Annotated in this window: 20 protein-coding genes and 1 riboswitch; of the genes, 12 read left to right on the top strand and 8 right to left on the bottom strand. The window is 70.7% G+C overall.

Features of this window, described 5'->3' with window-relative positions; all coding sequences use genetic code 11:
* Window position 1 precedes the first annotated feature (1 nt).
* Window positions 2-1,336 carry a TIGR02710 family CRISPR-associated CARF protein gene (locus OO015_RS11545; RefSeq protein WP_265941417.1) on the top strand — a complete coding sequence of 445 codons (1,335 nt, stop codon included), beginning with the start codon at window positions 2-4 and terminating at the stop codon, window positions 1,334-1,336.
* Window positions 1,337-1,903: 567 nt separating this feature from the next.
* Complete coding sequence (locus OO015_RS11540; RefSeq protein ID WP_265941416.1) at window positions 1,904-3,247, top strand: polysaccharide deacetylase family protein; 1,344 nt, start codon at window positions 1,904-1,906, stop codon at window positions 3,245-3,247.
* A 110-nt stretch (window positions 3,248-3,357) separates the two neighbouring features.
* Here the strand turns inward: OO015_RS11540 and OO015_RS11535 are convergent, their stop codons facing one another.
* Genes OO015_RS11535 through OO015_RS11525 form a run of 3 tightly spaced genes read right to left on the bottom strand, consistent with a single transcriptional unit; the run spans window position 3,358 to window position 7,957 of the window.
* Window positions 3,358-4,128 carry an enoyl-CoA hydratase/isomerase family protein gene (locus tag OO015_RS11535; RefSeq protein ID WP_265941415.1) on the bottom strand — a complete coding sequence of 257 codons (771 nt, stop codon included), beginning with the start codon at window positions 4,126-4,128 and terminating at the stop codon, window positions 3,358-3,360.
* A 23-nt stretch (window positions 4,129-4,151) separates the two neighbouring features.
* On the bottom strand, window positions 4,152-6,365 hold the full coding sequence (locus tag OO015_RS11530; RefSeq protein WP_265941414.1) for a 3-hydroxyacyl-CoA dehydrogenase NAD-binding domain-containing protein: 2,214 nt from the start codon (window positions 6,363-6,365) through the stop codon (window positions 4,152-4,154).
* Entirely contained in the window at window positions 6,362-7,957 is a 1,596-nt protein-coding gene (locus OO015_RS11525; protein ID WP_265941413.1) for a long-chain-fatty-acid--CoA ligase, read from the bottom strand. Before OO015_RS11525 ends, OO015_RS11530 begins: the two co-directional genes overlap by 4 nt.
* A 456-nt stretch (window positions 7,958-8,413) precedes the next feature.
* On the opposite strand from OO015_RS11525, the gene OO015_RS11520 reads away from it, so the two are divergent.
* The 6 genes from OO015_RS11520 to OO015_RS11495 all read left to right on the top strand — a co-directional run bounded on the left by OO015_RS11520 (window position 8,414) and on the right by OO015_RS11495 (window position 14,671).
* Window positions 8,414-9,430 carry an amidohydrolase family protein gene (locus OO015_RS11520; protein ID WP_265941412.1) on the top strand — a complete coding sequence of 339 codons (1,017 nt, stop codon included), beginning with the start codon at window positions 8,414-8,416 and terminating at the stop codon, window positions 9,428-9,430.
* A gap of 78 nt (window positions 9,431-9,508) precedes the next feature.
* Window positions 9,509-9,587: riboswitch (Fluoride riboswitch) on the top strand.
* A gap of 41 nt (window positions 9,588-9,628) precedes the next feature.
* Complete coding sequence (locus OO015_RS11515; protein WP_265941411.1) at window positions 9,629-10,615, top strand: hypothetical protein; 987 nt, start codon at window positions 9,629-9,631, stop codon at window positions 10,613-10,615.
* Window positions 10,616-10,631: 16 nt separating this feature from the next.
* Complete coding sequence (locus OO015_RS11510; protein WP_265941410.1) at window positions 10,632-11,039, top strand: HEAT repeat domain-containing protein; 408 nt, start codon at window positions 10,632-10,634, stop codon at window positions 11,037-11,039.
* Entirely contained in the window at window positions 11,036-12,040 is a 1,005-nt protein-coding gene (locus tag OO015_RS11505; RefSeq protein ID WP_265941409.1) for an AAA family ATPase, read from the top strand. Before OO015_RS11510 ends, OO015_RS11505 begins: the two co-directional genes overlap by 4 nt.
* A gap of 2 nt (window positions 12,041-12,042) precedes the next feature.
* Window positions 12,043-13,281, top strand: coding sequence for a DUF58 domain-containing protein (locus tag OO015_RS11500; protein ID WP_265941408.1), 1,239 nt, complete (start codon window positions 12,043-12,045; stop codon window positions 13,279-13,281).
* The gene (locus OO015_RS11495) at window positions 13,265-14,671 is read left to right on the top strand and encodes a DUF4129 domain-containing protein (protein ID WP_265941407.1); all 1,407 of its coding nucleotides are present in this window, start codon (window positions 13,265-13,267) and stop codon (window positions 14,669-14,671) included. The genes OO015_RS11500 and OO015_RS11495 overlap by 17 nt, the downstream gene beginning before the upstream one ends.
* A gap of 6 nt (window positions 14,672-14,677) precedes the next feature.
* Here the strand turns inward: OO015_RS11495 and OO015_RS11490 are convergent, their stop codons facing one another.
* A complete protein-coding gene (locus OO015_RS11490) occupies window positions 14,678-15,874 on the bottom strand; it encodes a trans-sulfuration enzyme family protein (RefSeq protein WP_265941406.1) in 1,197 nt (398 codons plus the stop codon).
* A gap of 101 nt (window positions 15,875-15,975) precedes the next feature.
* Between OO015_RS11490 and OO015_RS11485 the strand changes: the two genes are divergently transcribed.
* The gene (locus tag OO015_RS11485; protein ID WP_265941405.1) at window positions 15,976-17,007 is read left to right on the top strand and encodes a TIGR03557 family F420-dependent LLM class oxidoreductase; all 1,032 of its coding nucleotides are present in this window, start codon (window positions 15,976-15,978) and stop codon (window positions 17,005-17,007) included.
* Window positions 17,008-19,178: 2,171 nt separating this feature from the next.
* On the opposite strand, the gene OO015_RS11480 is transcribed toward OO015_RS11485, so the two are convergent.
* Window positions 19,179-19,376: a hypothetical protein gene (locus OO015_RS11480; protein ID WP_265941404.1), complete on the bottom strand. Its 198-nt coding sequence runs from the start codon at window positions 19,374-19,376 to the stop codon at window positions 19,179-19,181.
* 1,192 nt (window positions 19,377-20,568) lie between these two features.
* Between OO015_RS11480 and OO015_RS11475 the strand changes: the two genes are divergently transcribed.
* Window positions 20,569-20,853 carry a hypothetical protein gene (locus OO015_RS11475; protein ID WP_265941403.1) on the top strand — a complete coding sequence of 95 codons (285 nt, stop codon included), beginning with the start codon at window positions 20,569-20,571 and terminating at the stop codon, window positions 20,851-20,853.
* On the top strand, window positions 20,850-22,049 hold the full coding sequence (locus OO015_RS11470) for a right-handed parallel beta-helix repeat-containing protein (RefSeq protein ID WP_265941402.1): 1,200 nt from the start codon (window positions 20,850-20,852) through the stop codon (window positions 22,047-22,049). The genes OO015_RS11475 and OO015_RS11470 overlap by 4 nt, the downstream gene beginning before the upstream one ends.
* Here OO015_RS11470 and OO015_RS11465 read toward each other — a convergent pair.
* Window positions 21,968-22,630, bottom strand: coding sequence for a hypothetical protein (locus OO015_RS11465; protein ID WP_265941401.1), 663 nt, complete (start codon window positions 22,628-22,630; stop codon window positions 21,968-21,970). The genes OO015_RS11470 and OO015_RS11465 overlap by 82 nt on opposite strands.
* Window positions 22,631-22,802: 172 nt before the next feature.
* The gene (locus OO015_RS11460) at window positions 22,803-23,612 is read right to left on the bottom strand and encodes an SIR2 family NAD-dependent protein deacylase (RefSeq protein ID WP_265941400.1); all 810 of its coding nucleotides are present in this window, start codon (window positions 23,610-23,612) and stop codon (window positions 22,803-22,805) included.
* 942 nt (window positions 23,613-24,554) lie between these two features.
* Here OO015_RS11460 and thiO point away from each other — a divergent pair.
* Window positions 24,555-25,673, top strand: coding sequence for a glycine oxidase ThiO (gene thiO / locus OO015_RS11455; RefSeq protein ID WP_265941399.1), 1,119 nt, complete (start codon window positions 24,555-24,557; stop codon window positions 25,671-25,673).
* 9 nt (window positions 25,674-25,682) lie between these two features.
* Here the strand turns inward: thiO and OO015_RS11450 are convergent, their stop codons facing one another.
* Window positions 25,683-25,946 (bottom strand): hypothetical protein, encoded by a 264-nt coding sequence (locus OO015_RS11450; RefSeq protein ID WP_265941398.1) that lies wholly within the window; start codon window positions 25,944-25,946, stop codon window positions 25,683-25,685.
* Window positions 25,947-26,092 lie beyond the last annotated feature (146 nt).

Below are 26,092 nucleotides of genomic sequence, written 5' to 3'. Positions count from 1 at the left end.
GATGAGCCAGCCAGTGCGTCGGGTGCTCGTCCTCAACGTCGGGAAGCCGATGGACGGGAATGTCGCCGATCGTCCGGAAGCGTTCGCCTTGCGCGAGGCGCGGCCGGACTACGTCGTCTTCGTCTGTTCGGTACCGGGCGATACCCAGACCGGGAGTCTCGACTTCGTCGCCGAGTACGCGGCGCTGGCTGGCCTCGCACCGGAGCGTTACGACGTCCTCACCCTGACCGACCCCGATGACCTCGTCCGCTGTTACGAGGCGCTGGTCGCCCGGTTCGCCGAACTCCGCCAGCGTTTCCCGGGTGCCGAGATTCTGGCCGACTACACAGCCGGTACGAAGTCGATGAGCGCTGCCCTCGTCCTCGCGGCGCTCGACAACGAGGGCTCGCCCGAGGTGCAGCTCCGGCTCGTCCGCGGCGCGCGCGGTCGCCAGGCGACCGTGATCCCGGGTACCGAGAGCTTCGCGCCGGTCTCCGGTGTCCACGACGTGCGCGCTCGCCGCTTCGCTGGCCTCGCGCGCAGTGCGCTCGAGCGGTTCGACTATGCCGAGGCAGCCGCGATGCTCGACGAAGCCATGCGGCGCGAGCTCTCGCCCGCTCTGCGGAGCCAGCTCGAGCGGGCCCGCAACCTCTGCCGGGCCTTCGACGCCTGGGACCGCTACGAGCTGCCAGCGGCGATCCGGCTGTTCGAGCTGTACCGCCGCGACTGGCACCGTCAGCTCGGCATCCTCGAGCAACTGGCTGGTGTCGTCCAGGCGTTCTCCAGCGAGCCGGCACCCTCGACCGCTGAGCCGCGCCTGGCGGCGCTCGACCGGCTGCGCGATCCCTACCTCGCGGTCGAGGACGTGCTCTTCAACGCCGAGCGTCGCGCCGCTCAGGCACGCTACGACGACGCCATGGCGCGGGTCTACCGCGCGCTCGAGCTGTTCGTCCAGTTGCGCCTCTGGCTGGGGCACCGGATCGATACCGCTGACGTCGATCTCGCCCGGGTCCCCGAGGAGTGGCGCGCGAGGCTCGCCGCGCGCGACCGCGGGAACGGGCCGGTCCGCCTCGCTCTCGTCCAGGCCTGGGATCTCCTGGCCGACCTGCCCGCCGAGCCGCTCGCCGATTGGCTCCGTGCCGAGCGCGGCCGGCTCCTCGACTGGACGAAGCACCGCAACGCGTCGCTGCTCGCGCACGGGTTCTCCCCGGTGACCGCAGCGGTTTGGCAGCAACACGGGCAGGCTGGCCTCGCGCTGTGCCGAGCCGGGCTGGCCGAGCTCGCTGCACGTCAGGTACGCCGGCCACTGCAGCACGGCCAGTTCCCCCGGGCTGAACTCCTGAGCGGTCTCGGCTAGCGGTGCGAGACATGCCCCGCCGCGCCCTGTAGGGGTCAGGCGTGCCTGACCCGTTCGCGTCAGGCGTGCCTGACCCAGCCCGGCCGTCAGGCCCGGGAACGAACCACGTACCTGCGCCTTTCGGCGCAGCCGGGCGAGGCACGCCTCGCCCCTACGGGGAAAACGCGGGCGCGGCACGTCGCGCCGCTACACGGCGATTCGGGCGACGCACGCGTCGCCCCTACGGAGAAAACGTGGACGGGGTGCCGCGCCAGCGAGCCGGGGTGAGGGGTATCCCCGCGGGCGCGGCACACCGCGCCCCTCCATGGGAAACAGGCGTGGCCGGTCGCCGACGGTCACCTGCCGATCGCCCACCGGCACCCGATCGACCACGGTCGTCCCGGTAGGGGGCACGCGTGCGTGACCCGGCGGGGCAGGCGTGCCTGACCCAGCCGCCCCGCCAGGGCCGGCGAAAGAACATGCGGTCGAGCCGAAACTGCCGACGCGCCTCGTCCGTTAGAAACAGTGGGTCGCTTCCCTCGGGGTCGCCGCCCTCGGCATGAGGGCTCGAAGGAGGGAGACGTCGCGGTGCGGTGGCTGGTCGGCCTGACGGTGCTCGGCCTCTTCGTCTCGCTCGCCGCTCGACGGCTCGAAGCAGCGAGCGCCCAGGCGGCACCTTCGATCGTCTATTTCCCAGCGACCGGCCACCATCTCGCCGAGCCGTTCCTCTCTTTCTGGCGCAACCATGGTGGACTCCGCATCTTCGGCTACCCGCTCAGCGAGGCGCAGGAGCGCGAGGGGCTACTCGTCCAGTGCTTCGAGCGCGCTCGCGTGGAGGCGCCGCTGGGGTGCCTGGGAAAGACGGACTGCCCGGTGCAACTCACCCGTGTCGCTGCGCGCCTCACCGCCGGCCGAACCGATCCCGCGTTCGCACCGCTCTCTCTCGAGACGCGACCTCCCGATACGCCGCTCCGCCGCTTCTTCCCCGAGACAGGGCACTTCCTCTCCTACGGCTTCCTCCGCTTCTGGCTGCGGAACGGTGGGCTACCGGTCTTCGGCTACCCGATTTCCGAAGAGTTCAGCGAGGTCGACCCGGTGACCGGGCAGACCTTCACCGTCCAGTACTTCGAGCGCGCCCGCTTCGAGTGGCACCCCGAGGCGCTCGGCACGCTCTGGGAAGTCCAGTTCGGCCGCCTGGGCGCCGAACTCGCCTTGCGCGATGGTATCGACACGAGGCCGGTTCCCCGGCAGGACGGCGTACCGGACTACGATCCGGCGCTCTTCCCGCGTTCTTTCCGCTTGCCGGTGCTCGTGTACCACGACGTCGGCGAGCCGGCTGCCCGCTACCGCATCCCGCTCTGGCGACTGGAGCAGCAGCTGGACTGGTTGCTCGCCAACGGCTACGTGACGGTCTCGCTCGTGCAGGCTTTCGAAGCGTTGCTCGCCGATGGCCCGCTTCCCGAACGGGCGGTCGTCATCACGTTCGACGACGGCACGCGGAGCCAGCTCGCCGCTGCCCGCGCGCTCGCCGTACGCAACATGACGGCGACCTTTTTCGTCGTTCCCGGCCGGAGTGCGCTCGGCCCAGCGGAGCTGCGCGAGCTCCGCAGCATGGGGCACGAGGTCGGCTCGCACTCGATGACGCACCGTGCCTTGACACGGCTCGGCGACGGCGCGCTTCGCTGGGAAGCGCTCGCCAGCCGCCAGCAGCTCGAGCAGTGGCTCGGTGAGCCGGTGCGCTTCTTCGCCTATCCAGGCGGGGACTGGGACAGCCGGGTCGCTGCAGTCGTCGCCACGACGGGCTATCGCGGGGCGATGGCCGCCTGGGGCGGGACGCGCTGGACGCGCGAGCGTCGCTGGTCCGAGCCGCGTATCGAGATCGATGGTCACCTCGCACTCGACCGGTTCGCCTGGTACGTCGAACGCTTCTGAGCCGGACTCTCCTCGGCCGCGATGCCGCGCGAACGCCGACCGGGCCACCATGCGGTTGCCCGGTCGACGCCCATCCCTTCCCTCTCCCGCGTCGCGCGGAGTCGGAGTGTTCAGCCGCCTTGCTGCTTGGCGCGCCGGCGCTCGAGGAAGGCCTGGATCGCGCCTTGCGCCTCCGGCGTCGTGAAGACGCGCAGGAAGAGTTCGCGCTCGAACCGCAGCGCCGCGTCGAGCGGCATCTCGAGCCCGTGCACGATCGCCGCCTTCGCCGCTCGTACGGCTGCGGGCGAGTGCTGCGCGATCTGTCGCGCTAGCTCGAGCGCCCGGTCGAGGTATTCCTCCGGCGGCGTCACCACGTTGACCAGTCCCAACCGCTCGGCCTCGTCGGCCGAAAACTCCCGGCCAGTCAGCACCAGTTCCATCGCTCTGTACTTGCCGAACCGCCGGGTCAGGAGCTGCGTTCCACCGGCTCCGGGAATGAGTCCGATCCGGATCTCCGGCGCCGCGAACCGGGCGGTCTGCGCAGCGACGACGATGTCGCAAGCCAGCGTCAGTTCCAGCCCGCCACCGAAGACGATCCCCGCGACAGCCGCGATGAGCGGCTTGGGGAATCGCCGGATGATGTCCCACTGGGGAAGGTCGGAGCGGCTGGTCGCCAGCTCCTCCACGGTCACGTTCGCGAAGCCGTCGATGTCCGCCCCAGCGGAAAAAGCGCGCTCGTTCCCAGTAAGGACGACGACTCGCACCGCATCGTCGAGGCGTGCTTCCTCGAGTGCGGCGCACAGTTCGCGCAGCATCTGCTCGTCGATCGCGTTCAGTTTCTCCGGGCGGTTCAGCCGCAGCAGCAAGACCCCGTCCCGGCGTTCCTCGACGATCCGTTCCATCCTCGCTCCCCTTTCCCTCCACCTCAGCGGCGCGGTGCGGTCAGCGCCTGGAGCGTCGTGCCGGCCTGGCTCCGCGCCTCCGCTCGCTGCAACACGTCGAGGACGGCCGTACGCTCGGCTGCCAGGAGGTCGTCCAGGTTCCCGGCACGTCGCAGGGCGCGCGCGACGGTCTCGATGACCAGCCGGGCGGCCGGTTCCAGCTCGGCCAGCTTCGGCCCGACCGCGAGCCTCTCGCCTGCTTCGGCCAGCGGTTCGCCGAGCGCGAACGGGCGCGCTGGCACGCTGCGCGCCAGTGCTCGCGCCAGTCCCGCTGCTGCCTCGAGCAGCCCGTCGCGATCGACCGTCACCAGCCAGCGGTCACCGAGGAGCCCCAGGGCACCAGCCCGCGCTGCCGAGTCGACCCGCTCGGCCGCGAGGAGCCCCGCCAGCGCGTTCGCCGTACCCAGCTCGGCGCGGAGCGGAGTCGCGAGCGTGCTCGCGCGCGCTTCGCTGCGCACGCGGAGAGCGACCGCCGCGCCGACCGGCAAGAGACCAGCACTCATGCCCGGAAAACCGGTCGCGGCCGTCAGGTAGGCCACGGTCGCATCGCTCCAGAGGGCCAGTGTCGTCGCAGCACCGCGTGCCTCGCCGTCGAGTGCGGTGACGACCGGCACTGGCGCGCTGGCGACAGTCCGCAGGACCTGCTGCAGCTGGGCGAGGCGCGCTTCGAGTTCTCCCCAGTTCCCCGCTTCGGCCAGCTCGAGGAGTTCACCGTACGGGTAACCGAGTCCCTCGAAGGTCGGTACCAGGACCAGTGCCGCTGGCCAGTGGGCGAGCGCTCGCTCCAGCGTTTCGGGAAACCCAGCGAGCGACCGCACACGCAGCGCCAGCACACCGTCGCCGAGGTCGCGCAGCCCCTCCCGGTCGAGCGCCTCGCGGACACGGATCTGGAGCGTGCGGCGCGTCGACGGGAGCTGTTCCTCGGGGACGAGGTCGCCGGTGACTGGATCGAGCACCTGTCCATCGACGAAAAAGCCACCGTGCCGTTCGGCCAGATCCAGGAGTTCCGGTGCAGGCAGGCCGGTTTCCGCGATGAGCGCCCGAACGCGCGGGAGACCCAGGAACTGCATCTGCGCGTACGGCCCGGCTGCCCAGCCGAACCCCCACTCCAGTGCCCGGTCGACGCTCGCGATGTCGCGCGCGGCGTCTTTCGTCCGCAGCAGCACGTACCCGAACGTCCGGCCCAGGAGGTGCCGCACGTAGTCGCCGTAGGGGGACGGCAGTTCCAGCGCACCGAGCAAGCGCTGGGGAAACGGTTGTCGGAGCAGGTCCTCGAGACCGGGAACCGCCGCCGGGCGGGCTGGTCGATCGGCGCGCAGTACCGGATCGTAGGTCAGTTGCTGGTCGCCCTCGCGCCGGAAGATCCCGCCCCCTGTCTTGTCGCCGAGCCGGTTCGCCTCATAGAGGTCGAGGATCCAGTCCGGTACCGCGTAATCGTCGCCGGTCGATTCCTGCAGGCTCCGCGTCCCCAGGACCAGGATATCGAGTCCGGTGAGGTCGATCGTGCGGAACGTCGCTGACCGTGGCCGCCCGAGCAGTGGGCCGGTCAACGCGTCCACGTCCTCCGGTGCCAGCCCCAGCTCGCCGGTCAGCCGGACGGCATGGACGAGCGCGTAGATGCCGAAGCGGTTGGCCACGAATCCTGGCGTGTCGCGCACCAGCAGGACGCGGCGTCCCAGCCGCTGCTCGAGGAAGCGAACGAAGCCGTGGAAGCGCTCCGTCTCGCCTTCCGGGAAGGCCGTCACCTCGCAGAGGAGGAGAGCACGCGGCGGGTTGAAGAAGTGCGTCACGAAGAAGCGCTCCCGCCAGTTCGCCAGCTCCTCCGGCAGGAGCTGCTGGAGCGTGAAGGTCGAGGTGTTCGTCGTCACGATCGTCTGCGGCGGGAGGACGCTGTGCAGGCGGCGGAAGAGGTCGCGCTTGACTCCGCGGTTCTCGATGATCGCCTCGAGCACCCAGTCGCAGTCGGCGAGGAGCCCCAGGTCGTCCTCGACGTTGCCGAACCGCACCCGCGCGATCGCCGCCGGGTCGAGGAAGGCTCGTTGCTTGGCCGCTCGCTCCAGCCCACGGCGCGCGGGGCCGGCTGGATCGTCCTGTCCCTTCACGTCGAGCAGGATGACTTCCAGCCCGGCCGAGGCAGCGAGCGCGGCGACGGCCGCACCCATCGAACCGGCGCCGAGGACACCGATCTTCTCGATCACTTGCTCTCCTCCCACTTCCAGTCACGGAACCGCTCGCGGAGCGTCGCCTTGGCGAGCTTGCCGGTCGACGTCTTCGGAAGCTCGTCGACGAAGACGAACGCGTCCGGCACCCACCAGCGGACGAACCGCTCCCGCAAGTATTCTTTCAGTTCTTCCTCGGTGACCGACTGGCCCTCACGCAGGACGACGACCGCGATCGGTCGTTCCTGCCAGCGCTCGTGCGGCACGCCGATGACAGCCGCTTCCTCGATCGCCGGGTGGCTCATCAGCGTGTTCTCCAGTTCGATCGTGCTGATCCACTCGCCGCCCGACTTGATGACGTCCTTGATCCGGTCGACCAGCTTGACGTACCCCTCGGAGTCGATCACTGCCACGTCACCGGTGCGCAGCCAGCCGTCGACGAACGAGTCCGGGCTCTCGCCGCGGTAGTATGAGTCGGCGATCCAGGCGCCCCGCACCAGGAGTTCGCCCATCGTCTGTCCGTCCCAGGGTGCTTCCTTGCCGTCGAAGGTGAGGACCTTGGCCTCGACGAACGGGCAGGGCATCCCCTGCTTGAGCAGCCACTGCATCCGCTCCTCGGGCGGGAAGTCCTCCAGCTTGACGTGCGACTGCAGTCCGAGCAGTACCTCGCTCATGCCCCAGCCGTGGATCACCGTCACGCCGAACGACTGCCAGCGGCGGATGAGCGCCTCTGGCGCGGCACTGCCACCGAGGATGAGTCGCAGCCTCGGCGAGAAGGTCCACCGTCCGGGGTACTTCTCGACTAGGTTGGCGGCGTCGTGCCAGACGGTCGGGACACCGGCCACGAAGGTACCCTGCTCGTCGGAGAGCAGGTTCAGGAGGTCGACCGGCTGCGGGTGCGGGCCCGGGAGGACCATCTTGGCGCCCACGACCAGGCCAGCGTACGGCAACGCCCAGCTCGCCACGTGGAACATCGGGACGGAGAGGACGATCGAGTCGTCCTTGCTCACGTAATAGGTGATCGTCGAGGTAAGCGCCAGCGCTGCCAGCGCCAGCTGCGCGTGGACGTAGAGCACGCCCTTCGGCCGGCCGGTCGTCCCCGACGTATACAAGAGGAACGCTGGCGTGTCCCAGTGTACGTCGGCCAACGCGTTCCGGTCCGGCTCGTGGGTCCGGATCAGGTCGTCGTAGGACAGTGCACCTGCGACCTTCGAGGCGTCCCCGACCACGATCACGTGCTGGAACGGTGCCTTGTCGCGGAACCCCTCGTAGAGCGGGAGCAACGACTCCTCGACGATCAGGACTTTGTCCTCGGCGTGGTTGGCGATATACGCGAGGTCGTTGGGATGCAGGCGCAGGTTGAGCGTGTGGATCACCGCACCGATATTGGGGATCGCCAGATACGCGACGAGATGCGGCCAGGTGTTCCAGAGCAGCGTCGCCACCCGGTCACCCTGGCCGACGCCGAGCTGCTTGAGCGCGGTCGCCAGGCGCAGGGCCTCCTCGGCCAGCTGGGCATACCGGAAGCGCCGGACTTGCCCCTCGCCGATCCGTTCGACGATCTCGGACCGCGGGAAGTAGCATTGGGTCCGGAGCAGTACATGCCGGATGGTCAGCGTATCGAGGTTCATACCGCGCGTCCTCCCGCCTCGTTCGGCACCGCTTCGTCCACGAGTCGATCGCTGTGAACGCTCGAAACTCCTCGCCTCCCCACGGGAAAAGGTCGAGCATGGCCGGATCGGGCACACTTTGTTCACGCATAAAATAGCTGTGGCTTCTCGTCGCGTCAAGCTGCTCCGTTCTTCATAGCCGAACGCGTTTGGTGCAGTGATGTCTGCGGGTGTCCCCCTCCCGCTCGTCTCGTGTCCAGTATCGTCCCGCTTCCTTGAGCGGCTGATTAGGTTCGTGCTAAAGTGAGACCACGGCAGGAGCACCCGGTGGTGCCGGTCGCCTGCCACGGACGCTCGATCGGGCGCTTTGCGGCGACCCGTGACTACCTGGTAGCACGGTTCTCGCCGTCTCGGCTGGTATAGCCGCAGCATCCGCTGGAGGTGTGTCTCGCCGCCCCGCGGAGTTTGTGAGTCTCGATGCTGCCGTTGGCGCACCGGCGAGCGCCGAACCGTTTGGGATTGCAGGAACGCGAGCAGCCGGTTGCCCGCGAGGGTAAGGCGAGCGATTGGATACAGAGCAGGGGACGATTCGAGGAGGTCGACACGGTGACGAGTTCACGACGGATCGAGATCATCGATATCCACGTCCACGTTCGCACTGGTGACCACGCCAAGGTCTGGGAGCGCGATCGCTATGTCCCGGTGACTGCCGAGGGTTTCAGCGACCACCCCGCTGCGATGGCCGATATGTACCGCGAACTCAACGGCATGGCCGTCATCTTCGATATCGACGACGAGACACGGACTGGCCTCAAGGCGTCCAACGAGGAGATCGCCCAGTGGGTCGCCAAGCACCCGGACGTCTTCATCGGCTTCGGTACGGTCGACCCCTGGAAAGGGAAGGCGGCTATCATCGAAGTGGAGCGCTGCGCCGACCTGGGGCTCAAGGGCATCAAGTTCCATCCCGCCGTCCAGGACTTCGCTCCCAACGAGCCCCGCTTCTTCCCCCTCTGGGAAACCTGCGCTCGCCTTGGCCTGGCCGTCCTGTTCCACAGCGGCACCACGATGGCCGGTGCCGGACAGCCTGGCGGCGCCGGTATCCGGCTCGAGTACGGCCGCCCCATCCCCTACATCGACGATATCGCCGCGCGTTTCCCGGAGCTGCGCATCATCATGGCTCACCCAGCCTGGCCCTGGCACGAGGAGCAACTGGCCATCCTGCGCCACAAGCCGAACGTCTACATGGACCTCTCCGGCTGGGCCCCCAAGTACATCCCGGAGAGCGTCATCCGCTACGCCAATTCGCTCGTCCAGGACAAGGTGTTCTTCGGTTCCGACTTTCCGATGCTCTCCCCGCACCGCTGGCTCCGCGAGTTCGCCGAGCTGCCGATCAAGGACACGGTGCGGCCGAAGATCCTGCGCGACAATGCGGCCCGTTTCCTCGGGCTGACGCACCTCGTCGAGGAAGGTCCAGCCGCCAGCGAGGCGCGTTGATCCTCGGTACGGGTAACTCGCCCGGGACGCAGAACGCGTTGCGTCACAGCCTGTGGGACGGTGCTTTTGCTATACTGAACGCACGAGGGTGATGAGGCTCACCCGGTGGCACGCGCCACCGAACTGCCGGTCTTCGGCTGATAGCCTCTGTCGATCCAGATCGGGTCGGCAGAGGCTTTCGCTCTTCTGGGGAGCACGATGGTCGAGGGATTCCCGTCGCGAGCACTGGAACGCTTCCGTCGCCTCACCGGGCAGGCATCGCGTCCGGCACTCGATCGCTACCTCGCGGCGACGCTGCGCGAGGCGTTCGCTGTGCCGGGTTGTCCCCTTTGCCGCCTGCTCGAGGAAAAAGAGCGTCGCCTGCTCCCCGCCCTACTCTGGGAACATGTCAACGATCCGATCACGGCCGAGCAGCTCGCAGTGTCCCGCGGCTTCTGCTGGGAACACACTTGGGCGCTCGTACCGGCCGGTGCGGCCGTCCACAGTCACCTCGGAGTCGCTATCCTGCTCGAGCGGATCCTGCGCGACGTATTCCGTTCGTGCCCTGACCGGGCGGCGCTCGACCGGTGGCTTCGCCCTCGTGCCGCTTGTCTCGTCTGCGCGTGGCTGGCCAGCGCTGAGGACGGTCTCCTCGCGACCGCGGCCGAGCTGACCCGTCAGCATCCGGCACTGCTGCGCGATGCGCCCGCGCTCCTCTGCCAGCAGCACGCGACAGCACTCGGTGGGCTGCTTCCGGACTTTCCCTGGTCGACCTGGCAGGCTCGGGTCGGACGCGAGCGCCACGCTCGGTCGCGTCTCGAGGCCCTCGCCAACGAGGTCGGTCGCCGCCCGTGGTACCTCCCGCGGCCGGCGCTGCTCCCCGCCCTGTGCCCTTCCTGTCTCGCCGAGCGACCTGGCCGTGGCCGTCTCTGGGCCTGGCTGCACGTGTTCTGGCAGTCGCCGTCCCCCGATATCCCGCTCGAGCCGTGTCTCGGCCATGCTGCTACTGCCGACCACCCCGACTGGCGCCACCAGCTCGCAGCGCTGCTCGACGATCTCGCGGTGTTCGTGGCCGCGCACGATTACCGCTTCCACGGTACCTTGACGGCCGCGCAGCGAGCGAGCTGGCTCCGTGCGGTCGTCCGGCTCGTCGGTGTCGTGCCGGCGGCCGGTGCGCACGAGCGCTGGTCGACTGGAACGGTGTAGGATGGGAGCGTCCGCGATGCCGGGCGAACAGCGAGTCGAGCGCTACGATATGACCGCGATCGAGGGACTTCGGCACCCACGGCCGGATATCGCCGAGACCTGTGCGTGGATCCTCGGCCAGCGGCGCGTGCGTGCGGCGGTTCCTGCGCTGCTCGCCGCGCTCGAAGCGCGACCGCGCGATATCGACGTGCAGGCCGCGATCGTCACTGCCCTCGGCCGAATCGGTGATCCCGCCGCCTTCCCGGCGCTGGTCGCAGTGGTGCACTCCGGTGCCGTGCCGGTGCGCCGCGTTGCCCTGGCAGCGCTCTGGGCGATCGACCCCGAGCGTGCTCGACCCGTTCTCGAAACTGTCCTGGCGACTGACCCCGCCGCTGGTATCCGTGCCGAGGCTGCTCGGCTCTTGGGAAAGGGGGTCTCTCGGTGACTGCGCCGTTCCGTCCCCCAGCTGAACCGCTCCCGCTCGAGCGCGTCCACGCTCTGCAGGCGCTCCTGCACCGCATCCGCGATACCGTCGAGCGGGTGATCGTCGGCAAGCGTGAGGTCGTCGAGCTCCTCCTCGTCGCTGTCCTTTCCGGTGGCCACGTCCTGGTCGAGGACGTTCCCGGTATCGGCAAGACGAAGCTCGCCCGCTCCTTCTGCCAGGCGATCGGCGGTGTCTTCCGGCGCATCCAGTTCACGCCCGACCTCTTGCCGGCCGACGTCACCGGCTCGCTCGTCTACGAGCCGGGCCGCGGGGCCTTCGTCTTCCATCCCGGGCCGGTCTTCGCCAACGTCGTGCTCGCCGACGAGATCAACCGCGGCACGCCCCGTACCCAGGCGGCCCTGCTGGAGGCGATGGAGGAGCGACAGGTGACGGTCGAGCGCGAGACCTACCGCTTGCCGCAACCGTTCCTCGTCGTGGCCACCCAGAATCCGATCGAACTCGAGGGGACGTTCCCCTTACCCGAAGCGCAGCTCGACCGGTTCGCGATGCGCGTGCGTCTCGGCTATCCGTCACCGGAGGACGAGGCCGCGATCGTGCGCCGCTTCCTCGCCGGTGACCCGCTGGTCGAACTGGATCCGGTGACCCGCCCCGAGGAGCTCGCTGCGGCGATCGAGGAGAGCCGGCGCGTCTTTCTCGGACAAGCGACGCTCGACTACCTCGTCGCACTGGCGCGGCGCACCCGCGAGCGGGAGGAGGTCGAGCTCGGTGCCAGCCCGCGCGCCACGCTCGCACTGGCTCGCGCGGCCCAGGCGCGGGCGCTCCTGGACGGGCGCGGCTACGTCCTCCCCGACGACGTGCAGGCGGTCGCTGTCCCCGTGCTCGCGCACCGGTTGACGCTCGCCCCGCGAGCCGCCCTGCACGGCACGACCGGCGAAGGTGTCGTCCGCGCGGTGCTCGAGGAGGTACCCGTCCCGGTCGAGGAACCCGTCGGAGGCGCCTGACCGTGGAGCGTGCACCGTCGGTCGTCCCGCTCGAGCGCGAGGAAGTCCTGCCCGGTACGCTCGTCGCTGCACTGGTGCTCGGCCTGGCTGGCGTGGCGCTCTCTCGGCCGGTCCTCGCCCTGGTCGCCTTCTCCGTCGCAGCGGTCCTAACGCTCGCGTTGCTCTGGCGCAGGTTCGGTTTCTCCCGTGTCCGCTACCGGCGGAGCGTGGATCCGCCGCGCGTCTTCCCCGGCGAGACGGTGACGCTGAGCCTCGTCATCGAGAACGCCAAGCTCTTGCCGCTTCCCTGGGTCGAGGTCGTCGAGGAACTGCCTGCTGCGCTCACTGTACCCGATGTGCCCCTCGGCCCCTCGCCCAAGCCGGAGCGCCGGGTCCTCCGCACGCTGCTCGCGGTCGGTGCAGCGGAACGGGTCGTGCGGCGCTACGCTGGCCGAGCGGTACGCCGTGGCTTCTACCGGCTCGGTCCCGCAGTGCTGACGACCGGCGACCCTTTCGGCCTGGCGAGAGCCCGGCTCGAGGTGGAAGCCGGTGCGACGCTGCTCGTCTACCCGGAGATCCGGCCGGTCGAATCGTTCGGCCTCCCGGCCGAACGCCCGCTCGGCGATGCCGTGCCGCTGCGCCCGCTGCTCGAGGATCCGCTCCGCATCCAGGGTGTCCGTCCCTACCAGCCGGGTGACTCGCCGCGGCAGGTCCACTGGCGAGCCACCGCACGACTGGGTGAACTCCAGACGCGCCTGCTCGAGCGGACGGCTGCGCCAGCGCTCGCGCTCTTCCTCGACGTCAACACCTTCGAGCACTTTTGGGAGGGGGTACGCCCCGGCGAACTCGAATGGGCGATCTCCCTCACTGCCTCGCTGGCTGCCTGGGGGACAGACCAGGGGTTCCCGGTCGGCCTCTGGGCCAACGCACCACTGGTCGGTGGCGAGCGGATCGTGCGCGTGCCGCCCAGCCGCCACCCGCGCCAGCTCCAGCGGGTGCTGGAGGCGCTCGCCATGCTGGTCCCGCACACGGGCTACCGCCTCGAGGCGCTGCTCGCCACCGAAGCGCGTCTCTTGCCGGGTGGCTCGACCATCGTCGTCGTGACGGCGCTGGTCACCGACCCGCTCCGGCGGACGCTGCTGGCGCTCTGGCGCCAGGGATACGGGATCGCGCTCCTCGCGGTGGCCTGCGAGGCCGGGCTCCCCACCCGGCGCGGGCTCGTGGTCTACGAGCTGGAGGCCGACGGTGCGCTGGCGCGTTGACCCGCTGTCTCTCGCGCTCACCGTGAGTGCCGCTGCCGCTGAGGCGCTGGCCGTCGCACCCTGGGTCGCCTGGCTCGCAGTCCTCTCCCAGGCCGAGCCAGCCGCCGTGCCCAGCTGGCTCACGCTGGCCGCTACCGGGCTGGTCGCCTTCGTCCTCGCCCGTACGGTGCTCGCGCGGACGGCCGACCTCGCCTGGGCCCGCCTGCTGGCCGCTGGCGGCTGGCTCCTCTGGACGTGGAGCTGGTGGGCGGTACGCCATACCGGGGAGCCGTTCTGGGGGTATGTCCCTGCGCTCTTCCGGCTCGACTCCGGTGCCGTCGGGCTCGCCCTCCTGAGCGCGCTCGCCTGGTGGCGCGCGCTCGTCCTGGCCAATGAGCCGTTCCCGTTCCAGGGCGACTACCTCCGCTGGGCTGTCCTCCGTGACGCGGCGGCGGTCGGTGGCGCGACGCTGGTCGCCGCGCTGAGCGGCGGGGCGGCCGCCCAAGCCGCCTGGGACCGTCTGGCGCTCGCTGTTCCCTCGCTCCTCCTGTTCCGGCTCCTCACCGCAGCGCTCGTCCAGGCGCAGGCAGTGCGGCTCGCTTATCCGGAAGCCGGGACGCCGGTAGGTTGGATCGTCCGGTCGCTCGTCCTCGCCGGGGCGATCCTCGCCGCCGGCGCGCTCGCCAGCCTGGCAGCTGGTCCGGCCCTCTGGCCGCGCATCGCCCAGGCGGTCACCTGGCTCTTCACGCTCGTCGTCGCCGTGCTGGTCACCTTCGCTGTCGCTCTCGCACTGGTGGTCTGGTGGACGGTCCGCCTCCTCGCCTGGGTACTGCGCCTCCTGGCGCGACCGGGCGCACCGGGCCCGCCGCCGAGCCTACCGGCGCTGCCGGAACTCCTCCGCCCGCAGGACGTCCTGGCAACGCTCCCCATACCGGGCTGGCTCGTCCAGGGGCTCGCTGTCCTGGCCGGTGGCGCCCTGCTCGTGCTGCTCGCCCGCCTGGTCGCTCGCTCCGTCCGCCGCCTCCGGCGTGCGCCCGGAGCGCCAGCCGCCAGCGAGGCGCGCGAGCGGATCCCGCTCGACCGGTCGGGGTTTCTCCCTCGCTGGCGGCGCTCACGACGGCTCGGCCCGGCGCTGCGCCGCGGTCTCGCTCGCCCGCGCGACGTGCGCAGCGCCTACCGGGCGGCGCTGGCTCTCCTCGCGGCGCGCGGGCTGACCCGCCGCCCGAGCGAGACGCCGCTCGCCCTCGCCCGGCGAGTCGCCCAGTCGTTCCCGCACCTGTCGCCCGCCTTCACCGACCTCACGGCACGCTACCTCCTCGCCCGCTACGCGGAGCGCGAGACACCCGACGACCGGGCTGCCGCGCTCGCCGACTGGCAGGAGCTGCGCCAGCGCGCCAGCGTGCGCGACTGACCTGCCTCAGCTGGCTGCCGCCAGCGCCTGGGCGAGGTCGCGCCAGAGGTCGGCTGGATCCTCCAGCCCGACCGAGAGCCGCACGAGCCCGTCCGCGATACCCAGCGCGCGCCGTTCCTCGGGGGCGAGCGCCCGGTGCGACGTCGTCGCTGGGTGCACGACCGTCGTCACCGTCCCGCCCAGCGTCTCGGCGAACCGTACGAGACGGAGCGGGCGCAGGAAGCGCCGGACCGCTGGCTCGCCCCCAGCCAGCTCGAAAGCCAGGACGGCCCCGAAGCCGCCGCTCAGGAGTCGCCGGGCCAGCTGGTGCTCCGGGTGGCCCGGTAGCCCCGGGTAGGAGACCCGCCGGACGGCCGGGTGGCTCGCCAGCCGGGTCGCCAGGTCGAGCGCGCTCGCGCTGCTCCGCGCGGCCCGGAGCGGGAGCGTCGCCAGCCCGCGCTGGATCAGCCAGGCATCGAAGGCGCCACCGCGGCCGCCGAACCGGATCACCTGGCGCCGGATCGGCTCGACCAGCTCGGCCGGGCCGATCACCGCGCCGCCGCTCGCGTCGTGGTGTCCGCCGATCGACTTGGTCGTCGAGTGCACGACCAGCGCCGCGCCCCAGGCGAGCGGCCGGCAGTGGAACGGCGTCGCGAAGGTATTGTCCACGACGAGCAGCGCGCCAGCAGCGCGGGCCAGGCTGGCGAGCTGGGGGAGGTCGCGCACCCGCAGCGTCGGGTTGGTCAGCGTGTCCACCCAGAGGAGCCGGGCCGGTGTGGCCAGGGCGCGCTCGACGGCTGCGCGGTCGCCGCAATCGACGAGCTCGACCGTCACGCCGAAACGCGCCAGGTCGTGTTCGAGGAGCAGCTGCGTACCGCGGTAGACGGCGACGTCGGCGACCACCCGCTGGCCGGGCGCGGTCAGCGCGAAGAGCGTCGCGGTGATCGCGCTCATCCCGCTCGCCGTCACGACCGCCGCTTCCCCGTCCTCGAGCCTGGCCAGGGCTCGCTCCAGTTGCAGGTGGTTCGGCACTCCGTACCGGGCGTAGACGAAGCCGGGCTGCTCACCGGCTAGGATCGCTTCCATCGTCTCCAGGTCGGGGTAGGCGAAGGCTGCCGCTGGCCAGATCGGTGGCGCGAGCGGCTCGGTCACGCTCGGCGTCGGCTCCAGCCCCGCCTGCACGCAGAGCGTCGTCGCAGTCGGCTCGGTCTGCGCGTCGGACATCGCCTCGCTCCTCTCGGCACTCGCTCGGCTCGCTCGCTGCGAGCATACTCAGGCCGGAGGCAGCGAGCCGACGAGAGACGCGCGGCAGGGAAGGTGGTGCGATGAGCCGGCTCGGTTATTCGGCGAGTTTCGAGCAGTTCCATCCGAGCGACCTCTTGCGCTGGTGCCAGCTGGCCGAGCAGGAGGGGTTCGACAGCGTGCTGGCCGCCGACCACTTCCATCCCTGGACACCGGAGCAAGGGCAGAGCGCCTTCGTCTGGGCCTGGCTGGGCGCGCTCGGCGCGACGACGCGGCTCCGCTTCGGCACCGGTGTCACGCCACCGATCGGGTACCGCTATCACCCGGCGGTCGTCGCTCAGGCGGCGGCGACGCTGGAGGCGATGTTCCCCGGGCGCTTCTGGCTGGGGCTCGGTGCGGGAGAAGCGCTCAACGAGCACATCGTCGGTCGCTACTGGCCGGAGCCGGCCGAGCGGATCCGCATGCTCCTCGAGGCGATCCAGGTGATCCAGAAGCTCTTCACCGGCAAGGTGATCCGGCACGAGGGGACGTACTTCAAAGTCGAGAGTGCCAAGCTGTACACCCTGCCGGCAGTGCCCCCGCCGGTCATCGTCGGCACGGCCGGGCCGTACATGGCCAAGAAGACCGGCGAGCTCTGCGACGGCATCCTGACGCCGGGCGCCAGCGACGAGAAGCTGCGCCTGCTGCTGGCCCGCTTCGAGGAGGGTGCGCGGGCAGCGGGCAAGGATCCTGGCCGGATGCCGCGCCTGCTCCAGGTGCACGTCTCCTGGGCCGAGACCGACGAGGAGGCGCTCGAGAACGCGCTGCGCGAGTGGCCGAACGGCGGCATGGCGTTCCCGAAGGGAGATATCCGCAATCCCGAGGACTTCCAGGCGATGGCGCGGCTGGTGCGGCCCGAGCACTTCCAGGGGCGCGTGCTCATCTCGGCCGACCTCGACCGGCACGGCGAGTACCTGCAGCACCTCATCGACCTCGGCTTCACCGAGATCTACGTGCACAACGTGGGACGCAACCAGGAAGCGTTCATCCGGGCCTACGGGCGCCACGTCATCCCGCACCTGCGCTGGCCGGCGGACGCCCCGGTCGCGCAGGCGGCTCGACCGGTCGCTCGCTGAGCTGCCCGGATGGGGCCGGCCGGTTTCGTCGGAGCGGAGGGCAGCCGAGCGGCTGGGGCATCCGCTCCGTCGGCTGGTGGGGCGGGCTTGACACGGGAGCGGATGGGCCTACAATGAGAGCAGCGACGTACCTTGACAACGGAGGACGGGTGAGGCGAGCGAGAGCGCGGAGGCGAATGCACGATGCGAACATGCGCTCCTCACCCAAAAGTACTACGCGAGTAGCCAAAAAGTCCGGGGTCGGTCGCAAAGGCCTCAATCCCCTTCAGGGGATTGCAACCGCTCGAGAGCCTCGTTCAGGATATCCTCGAGATCGGCCGCGAGTCGCAAAGGCCTCAATCCCCTTCAGGGGATTGCAACTACACTCTTCTCCCACTCTGCCGCGTAATCTACCACATGGTATGGTCGCAAAGGCCTCAATCCCCTTCAGGGGATTGCAACCCCTGCCCTCGAGCAAGGCCCGAAGGGTCTCGTATGCATCACCGTCGCAAAGGCCTCAATCCCCTTCAGGGGATTGCAACGCCACACATAGCGCTCGAACCCCTCCTGAACTTCTCCCCGTGTCGCAAAGGCCTCAATCCCCTTCAGGGATTGCAACGGCCGTTCTCGAGGCCTGGGTAGAGGACCGGCTACCGGTCCTCGTCGCAAAGGCCTCAATCCCCTTCAGGGGATTGCAACGCGCCTCTCCCGCTGCCGCGCGGAGCAGCGGGATAAGTTCGTCGCAAAGGCCTCAATCCCCTTCAGGGGATTGCAACCCGCCGCTCGAGCTCCTGCCCCACCGCTTCCCCAGCCTCGTCCCGTCGCAAAGGCCTCAATCCCCTTCAGGGGATTGCAACCCGTCTCCTCCGCTCGCTTCGCTCGCTCCGCTCGCCTTCGGGTCGCAAAGGCCTCAATCCCCTTCAGGGGATTGCAACCGGTGCTCGACCAGCGGAGCCTGACCTGCCCGGCTGGACACCGCGTCGCAAAGGCCTCAATCCCCTTCAGGGGATTGCAACCTCTTTGTGCCGCCCCCGCAGATACAACTCTGCGAGGCATGCGTCGCAATGGGCTCGATCCCCTTCAGGAAACTGCAAGAGCACATCGCTCTTCCCCCTCCTTCCGCTCCACCCCGTCCCGGGTCGCAACGCCGCCCGGCGGATCGCGCTGTCCCACGTATCGGGCGGGAGGTGCTGACAGGCCCAGGATCCCCGCGCAGGGCCGCAGTGCGTTCCGCCGATCGTCTCTCCGTGCGCGCCGTCGGCGCGGCGCTGCCTCGATGTCCGACCGGAACTGCCGGACGCCGGTGCGTGCTGGTCTCTGCACCGCTTCCGGTGTGCGCGGGCCGCACACCGGTACGGACGGCATCCTTCTGGCGCACGACTGCGGGCAACGGGCCGGATACGAGGGCGTGGACGGGGTCACGCGCCGAGTCTCTCCACCGGCGATCGACACGGAGTCGGTCGCCGCCCCTCGTGGACTGGCTGGGCCAGGCAGGCCTGATCCCGACCGAGACGACGGTCGTCTGCTCTCCGCAGAGGGGCGACACATCGGTGACCATCGGGAACCGCTCGCGCTCTGTTTCCGGAGGGGCGACGCAGGCGTCGCCGGCATTTCCGCTGTGGGGGCGAGACGTGCCTCGCCCGTCCGCGCCGACAGGCGCAGATGCGTGGTTCGTTCCCGGGCCTGACGGCCCGGCTGGGTCAGGCACGCCTGACCCCGACAGGAGGTGGACGGTGGTCGACGGGGGCCGGTCGGCGCTGGGGAAGCGACCGTCGGTGTCGCGGACCGGTACGACACCCCTCACCCCCGCCCCCTCTCCCGCACGCTGCGGGAGAGGGGGTGGCGAGCGCCAGCGAGCCGGGGTTGAGGGGTTTCGTCGCGTGCCGCGCCCATCCACGCCGGAATGTGTGGCAACGCGTCGATTTCCCCGGGCCTCATGGCCCGGCTGGGTCACGCACGCGTGACCCCTGCAGGGGATGGTGGTGGGCAAACGGGGTGCCGGTGGGCGATGGGGCAGGCGACCGTCGGCAGACGGTGACGCTGTTGTTTCGTAGGTGCGACGCACGTGTCGCCCGGCCGCTCCGGCACCTCGGTGAGCGGGCTTACGACGAACGCTCCAGCACGAACGGACGACCCCCGCCGGGTCGCGTGCCCGCGGGGGTCGATGTTGTCGCGCCGACTGCCGGTGGCAGTCACGAACCGCTCGCCGCGCGGCGTTCCTCGCTGGTCGCCTCGAGCGTGCGCTCGCTGCGCACTGCTGTCTCCGGTCGTGGGCTGGCCGTCTGGGCCGGCGGTGCGACCCGTGCCGTCGACGGGTACACCACACGCACGGCCCGGATCACCGGCTGCCCGTCCTGGTTGACGATGGTGTAGCGGATCAAGGTGCGCATCGGTTCACCCCCTTTCCGTCAGGTTGTTCGTCGACCTGACCGGCCGCCCCCGGACCGGCCGGGGGCGGGGAGGTGCCGTGCGCTCGAGGCGTACTGCGGCTTACTGCTCCGACCCGGACGGCCCGCGGGAGCCGGTACTGCGTTCTGGAGGCTGACTGCGTTCCACGCCTGGTACCCTCCACATCGGACCGACTCAGGACGCGCGACCCGCCCGGGCCGCAGCGCCCAACCTTGCACAGTATACGCCCCGACAGGCCCCCGGTCAAGCCAGCGCGCTTTCGCGTTCCGCCCAGCCAGGCGCTCGCCGCTCGCTGCACGATCGGACGACCCCTCGTCCGGATCGACCGCCACCGTTGCCGGGGACGCTGTGGCCATCGTTTCCCTGCACGGTCGCTCCGTGCTGCCGCTCGCCAGCTCAGGCTCGGCCACCGTGCGGCGCCCACGGTTCCCTGGCGGGGCGCGGTGTGCCGTGCCCGCGTTTTTCCTGGAGGGGCGACGCGTGCGTCGCCCGTCCGCGCCGACAGGCGCGGATACGTGATCCGCCCGACCCTTCCAAGGAGACGACGGTGATCGATGCCAGCCGGTAGACGACCGGCAGGCGATGGTGCCCAAACCACCCATTTCCGTAAGGGCGAGGCGGGCCTCGCCCAGCCGCGCCGAAAGGCGCGGGGACGTGGTTCGTTCCCGGGCCTGACAGCCCGTTCGGGTCACGCACGCGTGACCTGATCGGGGCCGGCACGCCTGACCCGAACGGGTCAGGCACGCCTGACCCCGACAGGAGGTCGACGGTGGTCGGTGGGGACCGGTGGGCGACCGGCAGGCGACCGTCACCGACCGACTGCGCGTCGTTGTCGTCGAGGCGAGGCGTGCCTCGCCCACCCGCGCCAGGAGGCGCGGCAGCAGGAATGACCCTCGGGCCGGGTCAGCGGGCCGGGCACGCCTGACTCTTCCAGCGCACGAGTGGTGGTTTCGCGACTGCCCGAAGCGATGGGGCAGCGATCGCTGGTGCTGCCTGCCGGTCGACGATGACCGCGCGTCGGCCCGGCGCTCCTCGCCCGTTCCGGAAGACTGGCAACGCGGGGGTTCAGCCGCTCCTGCAGCGGGTACCCCTTGCCGCCATCCTCCAGCGTATGCTATCCACGAGGACGCACCAGCCAGGTCGAGTCGTTCGTGTCCGATGCAGGAGCATCCGATGCGCCGACCCGGAGCGTGGGACGATCCGTACTCCGAATACGCGCTCGACGACTGGGACGAGTTCGGCCGTCCAGCCCGGCACCGCCGGCTCGTGCGTCGCGAGACGGTCTCGCTCGAGGAGGCACGGCGCCTCTGGGAACCGGTCGTCTGCCCGTCCTGCGGTACCCGCCACGCCGATCCTCGGTCCGTCCGCCTGCGCCGCTCCGGTCGGACGGTCGAGGCGCGGTGCGGTGCCTGCGGTGCGGTCGCTGCCCTGTTCGCCGGTGGCGTGTGGACGTCGTGAGCGGCTGGTTGGCACGCTTCCGCTCCCGTTTCCGCGAGCCTCGCGCGGGGCTCGTCGTCACCGCATCGACCGAACTCGCGCCGGGACGCTACCTGCTGCCCGATCCGGCCGGCGGCGCGCTCCGGATCGCGGCCGATGACCTCGTCCTCGACGGGCAAGGCGCGCTGCTCGATGGCGGTGGGCGCGGCGGTGTCGGCGTCGTCCTCGCCGGCCGCCGGCGCGTCGTCGTGCGGAACCTCACCGTGCGCGGCTACGCCTGGGCGCTCGTCGCTATCGACTGCGAAGAACTCCTCGTCGAGGACTGCGACTTTTCGGCGAACGGCCGGAGTGACGGCACCTTCCTCGATATCACGCGCAGCGACGAGGGCGCTGGCGGCGGTGCCCGCCTGCTCCGCACCAGCGCCAGCCGGATCGCACGACTCCGCGCCACCGGCCAGGATATCGGTGTCGATCTCGTCTCCTGCCGCGGCATCGTCGTCGCCGACTGTGATCTCTCCCACAACGCCGCCTGGGGGATCCGCCTGCACGGCTCGACCGAGTGCCGCCTCGAGCGCAACCGGGCCCGCCACGTCAACCGCTGCGGCGGCACCGGTTGCGACGCTGCCGGGATCCTGCTCACTTGGGGCTCCCACCGGAACTGCATCGCTGGCAACGACCTGCGCTGGTCGGGCGACGGCTTCTTCCTCGGCAACCAGTTCAGCCCGCCCTCCAACGACAACCTCGTCGTCGGCAACGACGGCTCCTACTCGCCCAACAACGCGTTCGAGGCGACCTTCTCGCGCGGCAACGTCTTTCGCCGCAACCGGGCCTGCTGGAGCAACTACGGCTTCTGGTTGGGCTTCTCTACCGACACGGTACTCGAGGAAAACCTGATCACCGACAACCGCACCGACGGTGTCCACTGGGAGCACGGAGCGCGCGGCACGCTGCGTGCCAACCTGATCGCCCGCAACGGCCGCGACGGTGTCGCCTTCACCCTCGATCCGGCCAACCGCGACTTCCCGGACCGCTCCGTCTCGACGGGGCACCAGCTCCGCGACAACCGCTTCGTCGCCAACGGCCGGGCGGCCGTCTTCCTGCTCCATACCACGGCGACGCGCCTCTCCGGCAACCGCTACGAGGCCGAGCGGACGCCGGTGCTCCTGGCCGGTGACACGCGCGAGAACGAGATCCAGGACGTGTTCGGGACGACCTGAGCCTCGACCGGCTGCAGGAAAGCCGGGCGCTGCTCGCGACCGGTCGGCCCGGCTCGCCGCTCGGCAGCGGCGGTCGCGCGCCGGCGGGCAGCTCCCCCCGCCGTGCCTGTGCGCAGTGCCTGCACGAGCGCGACGAGCGCGACGGCGAGCTGGCTCCACAGTCCCCAGGCGAACCAGAGGAACCAGCTCCCGAGGTCGCTCCACCCATGCGGGACGACGAGAGCCTGTTCGGACCACTGCCAAGCGACGAGGGTATCCAGCGGGTCGCTCCAGGTGCCGGTACGGAGTCCGGTGACGAGTTCGACGCTGAACCAGGCCAGCTGCTGGCTCCAGAAGGCGACCAGTGCCAGGCACCCCAGCACCACCCAGGCCGCTCGAGCCTTCCAGCTGCGCCAGAGCGCGACGCTGGCGAGGAACGGCGGTACGCCGAGCGCGAGGAACCAGGCAGCGATGATGCGGAGGTCCGTGTCGCCCCCATACCCGCCGTACCAGGCCGCGAGCGACCAGCCAGCCCAACCCCACAGCCAGATTCCCCAGAATCCGAGCACCAGCGCGAGGACGCGCCGGACCGCTGCCGTCATGCTGCACCCCCGTCTCGGTTCGGAGCGGAGACCGTACCCGAAGCATAGCTCGAGCGAGTTCCGGTGTCGAGCCGAACGTTCGCTCGCTGCGCAGCGTTGTTGCCCCCAGCATCCCGGCGCGACCGGTCGCGTGCAGGATCTGCTGTTCCGTTCGCCGGGCCCCGCTGCTGGCTCAGCTCGCGCGTTCGCGAGCGGAGTCGGCCGGCGCACCGACCAGGAGTTCGGCGAGGTAGGCGAGCGCGGCCCCGGCCCGGGCGCGGAGGACGACCGCCGCTTCGCGGTCGAGCGGCGTCGGCTCGTCGTTGACGATCGCCACGAAGGCGCCAGCCCGGGCCGCCCGGCGCGGGACGTGCGCGGCCGGTACCACGGCGAGGGAGGTGCCGACGACCAGCATCACGGGTGTCGTCTCGGCCAGCGCCAGCGCGCGCTCGAGGATCGGCCGGGGAACCGGCTCGCCGAACGAGACGGTGGCCTCCTTGACGATGCCGTGGCAGACCGGGCAGTGCGGGACCGTCCCCGGCGGGCCGGGGTCGAACCGCTCGGCTGGCCAGAGGGCCTCGCACGAGAGACAGCGGATCGCGTGGGCCGTCCCGTGCAGCTCGATCACCCGTTCGGGCGGGCTACCGGCCTTCTGGTGCAGCCCGTCGATATTCTGCGTCACGATCGTGTCCAGGTACCCAGCTGCCTGCAGGCGCGCCAGGGCGATGTGTCCGGCGTTGGGCTGGGCACTGGCCAGGATCGGGTAGCGCTGGCGTCGTCGGTCCCAGTAGCGTCGCCGGACATCGGGATCGCTCAGGAAGTCGCGGAAGCGCGTCGGGTTCTCCCGCGACCAGAACCCGTTGGGGCCGCGATAGTCGGGGATGCCGGACTCGGTCGAGATCCCGGCTCCGGTGAACGCGACACCAGGCCCGCGCTGGTAGAGCGCGTCGGCGATCGCTTCGACCAGGCGGCGTTGCTCCACCGTCAGGATGTCCTCCGGCATGCCGCTCCCCCTCTCCGGCAGCAATGCTACCAGCCGGCACGGCCGGTGCACGGTTTGACGATCGACTCCGTTCGCACGCCTCGTGGCTCGGCTGGGCGAGGTACGCCTCGCCTCGACGACAACGACGCGCGGTCGGTCGGTGACGGTCGCTTGCCGGTCGCCCACCGATCCCCACCGACCACCGTCGACCTCCTGTAGGGGTCAGGCGTGCCTGACCCGTTCGGGTCACGCGTGCGTGACCCAGCCGGGCCGGTAGGCCCGGAAGATCGAACCCGTTCCCACACGATCCTGTGTAGACGGACGCGGCACGCCTGTGCCCCCCGACTCCCTCGACCCCTCTCCCGCACGGCGCGGGAGAGGGGGCGCCGCGACAGCGGCGGGGGTGAGGGGTGTCCCACGGACGACGCACGCCTCGCCCCGACGAGGGGAAACGCGGACCGGGTGCCGAGCGTCAGCTCGGCAGGAGTGAAGGGGTGCCCGGCCAGGCGACACGCATGGTCGACGGCCGCCTGCATACCACCGACCCGTGCCCCGCCGACCGCGGTCGTTCGTGTAGGGGTCGGGCGTGCCCGACCCATCGCGTCAGGCGTGCCCGACCCGTCCGGCCTGATAGGGCCGGGAAACCGACCACGTTCCCGCGCCACGGCCCCGGACGGGCGCGGCACACCGCGCCCCGACACCGGAAATGCGGGCGACGCACGCGTCGCCCCGACGACAACGCGGTGTGGTCGGTTGGCGACCGTCGCTGGCCGATCGTCCACTGGCACCCTACCGACCACCGTCCCCCTGTAGGGGCCAGGCGCGCCGGACCCGCCCGATACCGCACGACGCCACAGGTCTCACCTCGGCCGGTGGGGCGTGCCGTTCTGCCTGCTCTCACGCGTCGCGACTCTTGCGCCGGCCTCCACGCTGCCCGACAATCCACCAGGAAAGGGGGTCGCGATGCCGGAACGCGCGTCGGTCGTCATCGTCGGCGGGGGGATCATCGGCTGCGCCGTCGCTGCCGAGCTGGTCCGCCGTGGCTGGCGCGGTGTCCGCGTCCTCGAGCGGTCGACCGTCGGCGGCCAGGCCAGTATCGCCTACGCCGGCCTCCTCAGCATTCCCGGCAGCGGGAGCGCGAGCGATCCCCTGAGCGAGCTCGGTGCCGCCAGCCTGGCGCGCTTTCCGGCCGTCGCAGCGGATCTCCGCGAGCGGACGGGGATCGACGTCGAGCTGCGCCACACCGGCGCGCTCCTGCTCGCCTTCACGGCCGACGAGGAAGCAGCGCTCCGCGCTGCCCTGCCGATCCTGCGTGCCCGCGACGCCGCCTGCTGCTGGCTCGACCAGCACGAGCTGCGCCAGCTCGAGCCAGCCGTCTCGCCGCTGTTCCGCGGTGCCCTGCTCCTCCCCTTCGAGCACCAGGTGCTCAGCCCGCGACTCGTCGAGGCGTTCGCTCGAGCAGCAGCGCTCGGTGGTGCCCGCATCGAGGAAGGCGTCGAGGTGACCGGTTTCGAGCGGGACGGCGACCGTGTCGTCGCGGTGCGTACCCGCACCGGGCGCATCGAAGCGGAGCGAGTCGTCGTCGCGGCCGGTGCCTGGAGCGGTGCGCTCGCGGCTGGCTTGGGTGTTCCGTTGCCGCTGGGGCCGCTACGCGGCCAGCTGGTGCTCCTGCACGCCTGGGACGCTCGCGTCCGGCATACCCTCTACCGCGGCGACCTCTACCTCGCCGTCAAGGCCGACGGGACGGTCGCGGTCGGCTCGACCGAGGAGCTGGCGGTCTACGACCGCCGGCCGACGCTCGAGGGAGTGCGCCAGCTGGTGACCTTCGCCCACGAGACGGTACCGGCGCTCGGCCGGGCCGTCTTCCGCGAGGCGCTCGCTGGGCTCCGTCCCTGGTCGGCGGACGGCCTCCCTGTCCTCGGACGCCTGCCCGGGTACGAGAACGTCTGGATCGCGAGCGGTCACGCGCGGCACGGCATCCTGCTGAGCCCGGTCACCGCCGAGGTCGTCGCTGACCTCCTCGAGGGGAAGGCGCCGGTGCTCGACCTCGCCCCCTTCGACCCGGCCCGCTTCGTCCGCTGACCGCTCCGGTTACCGCGACGCGCGCCGTTGCCAGGCGGTCGCGGCCAGCACGGCGAGCGCACCGACGAGGAATCCCAGCAGCGCCAGCAGCAGCCCGCCCCTCCAGGCTGCGGGACTGCCGCCCGCAGCGAGGACAGCGAGAGCGCCGGACAGGAATGCCCCGGCGGCTACACCGACCAGACTCTGGCCGAGCGACCAGCTGCGGCGCAGCGTCGCCAGCCGGATCGCGACGAGCACCAGCAGGAGCAGCGGCAGGAACACCGAGCAGTCCATCGCCGTCACCTCCCTCCCCACGCAGGATCGCCCCTGTGTCAGTGCAGACGGGGAGTCACCGATACCGGCCTGTCGAACGTGCTGGTGGATTCGCCCCTGCACCCGTATCGTACCGCATGGCAGTCTCCCAGGCGCGTGACCGAGGC

It is taken from the genome of Thermomicrobium sp. 4228-Ro (assembly GCF_026241205.1).
GTDB lineage: Bacteria > Chloroflexota > Chloroflexia > Thermomicrobiales > Thermomicrobiaceae > Thermomicrobium.
This window is presented reverse-complemented; position numbering and strand designations above follow the sequence as displayed.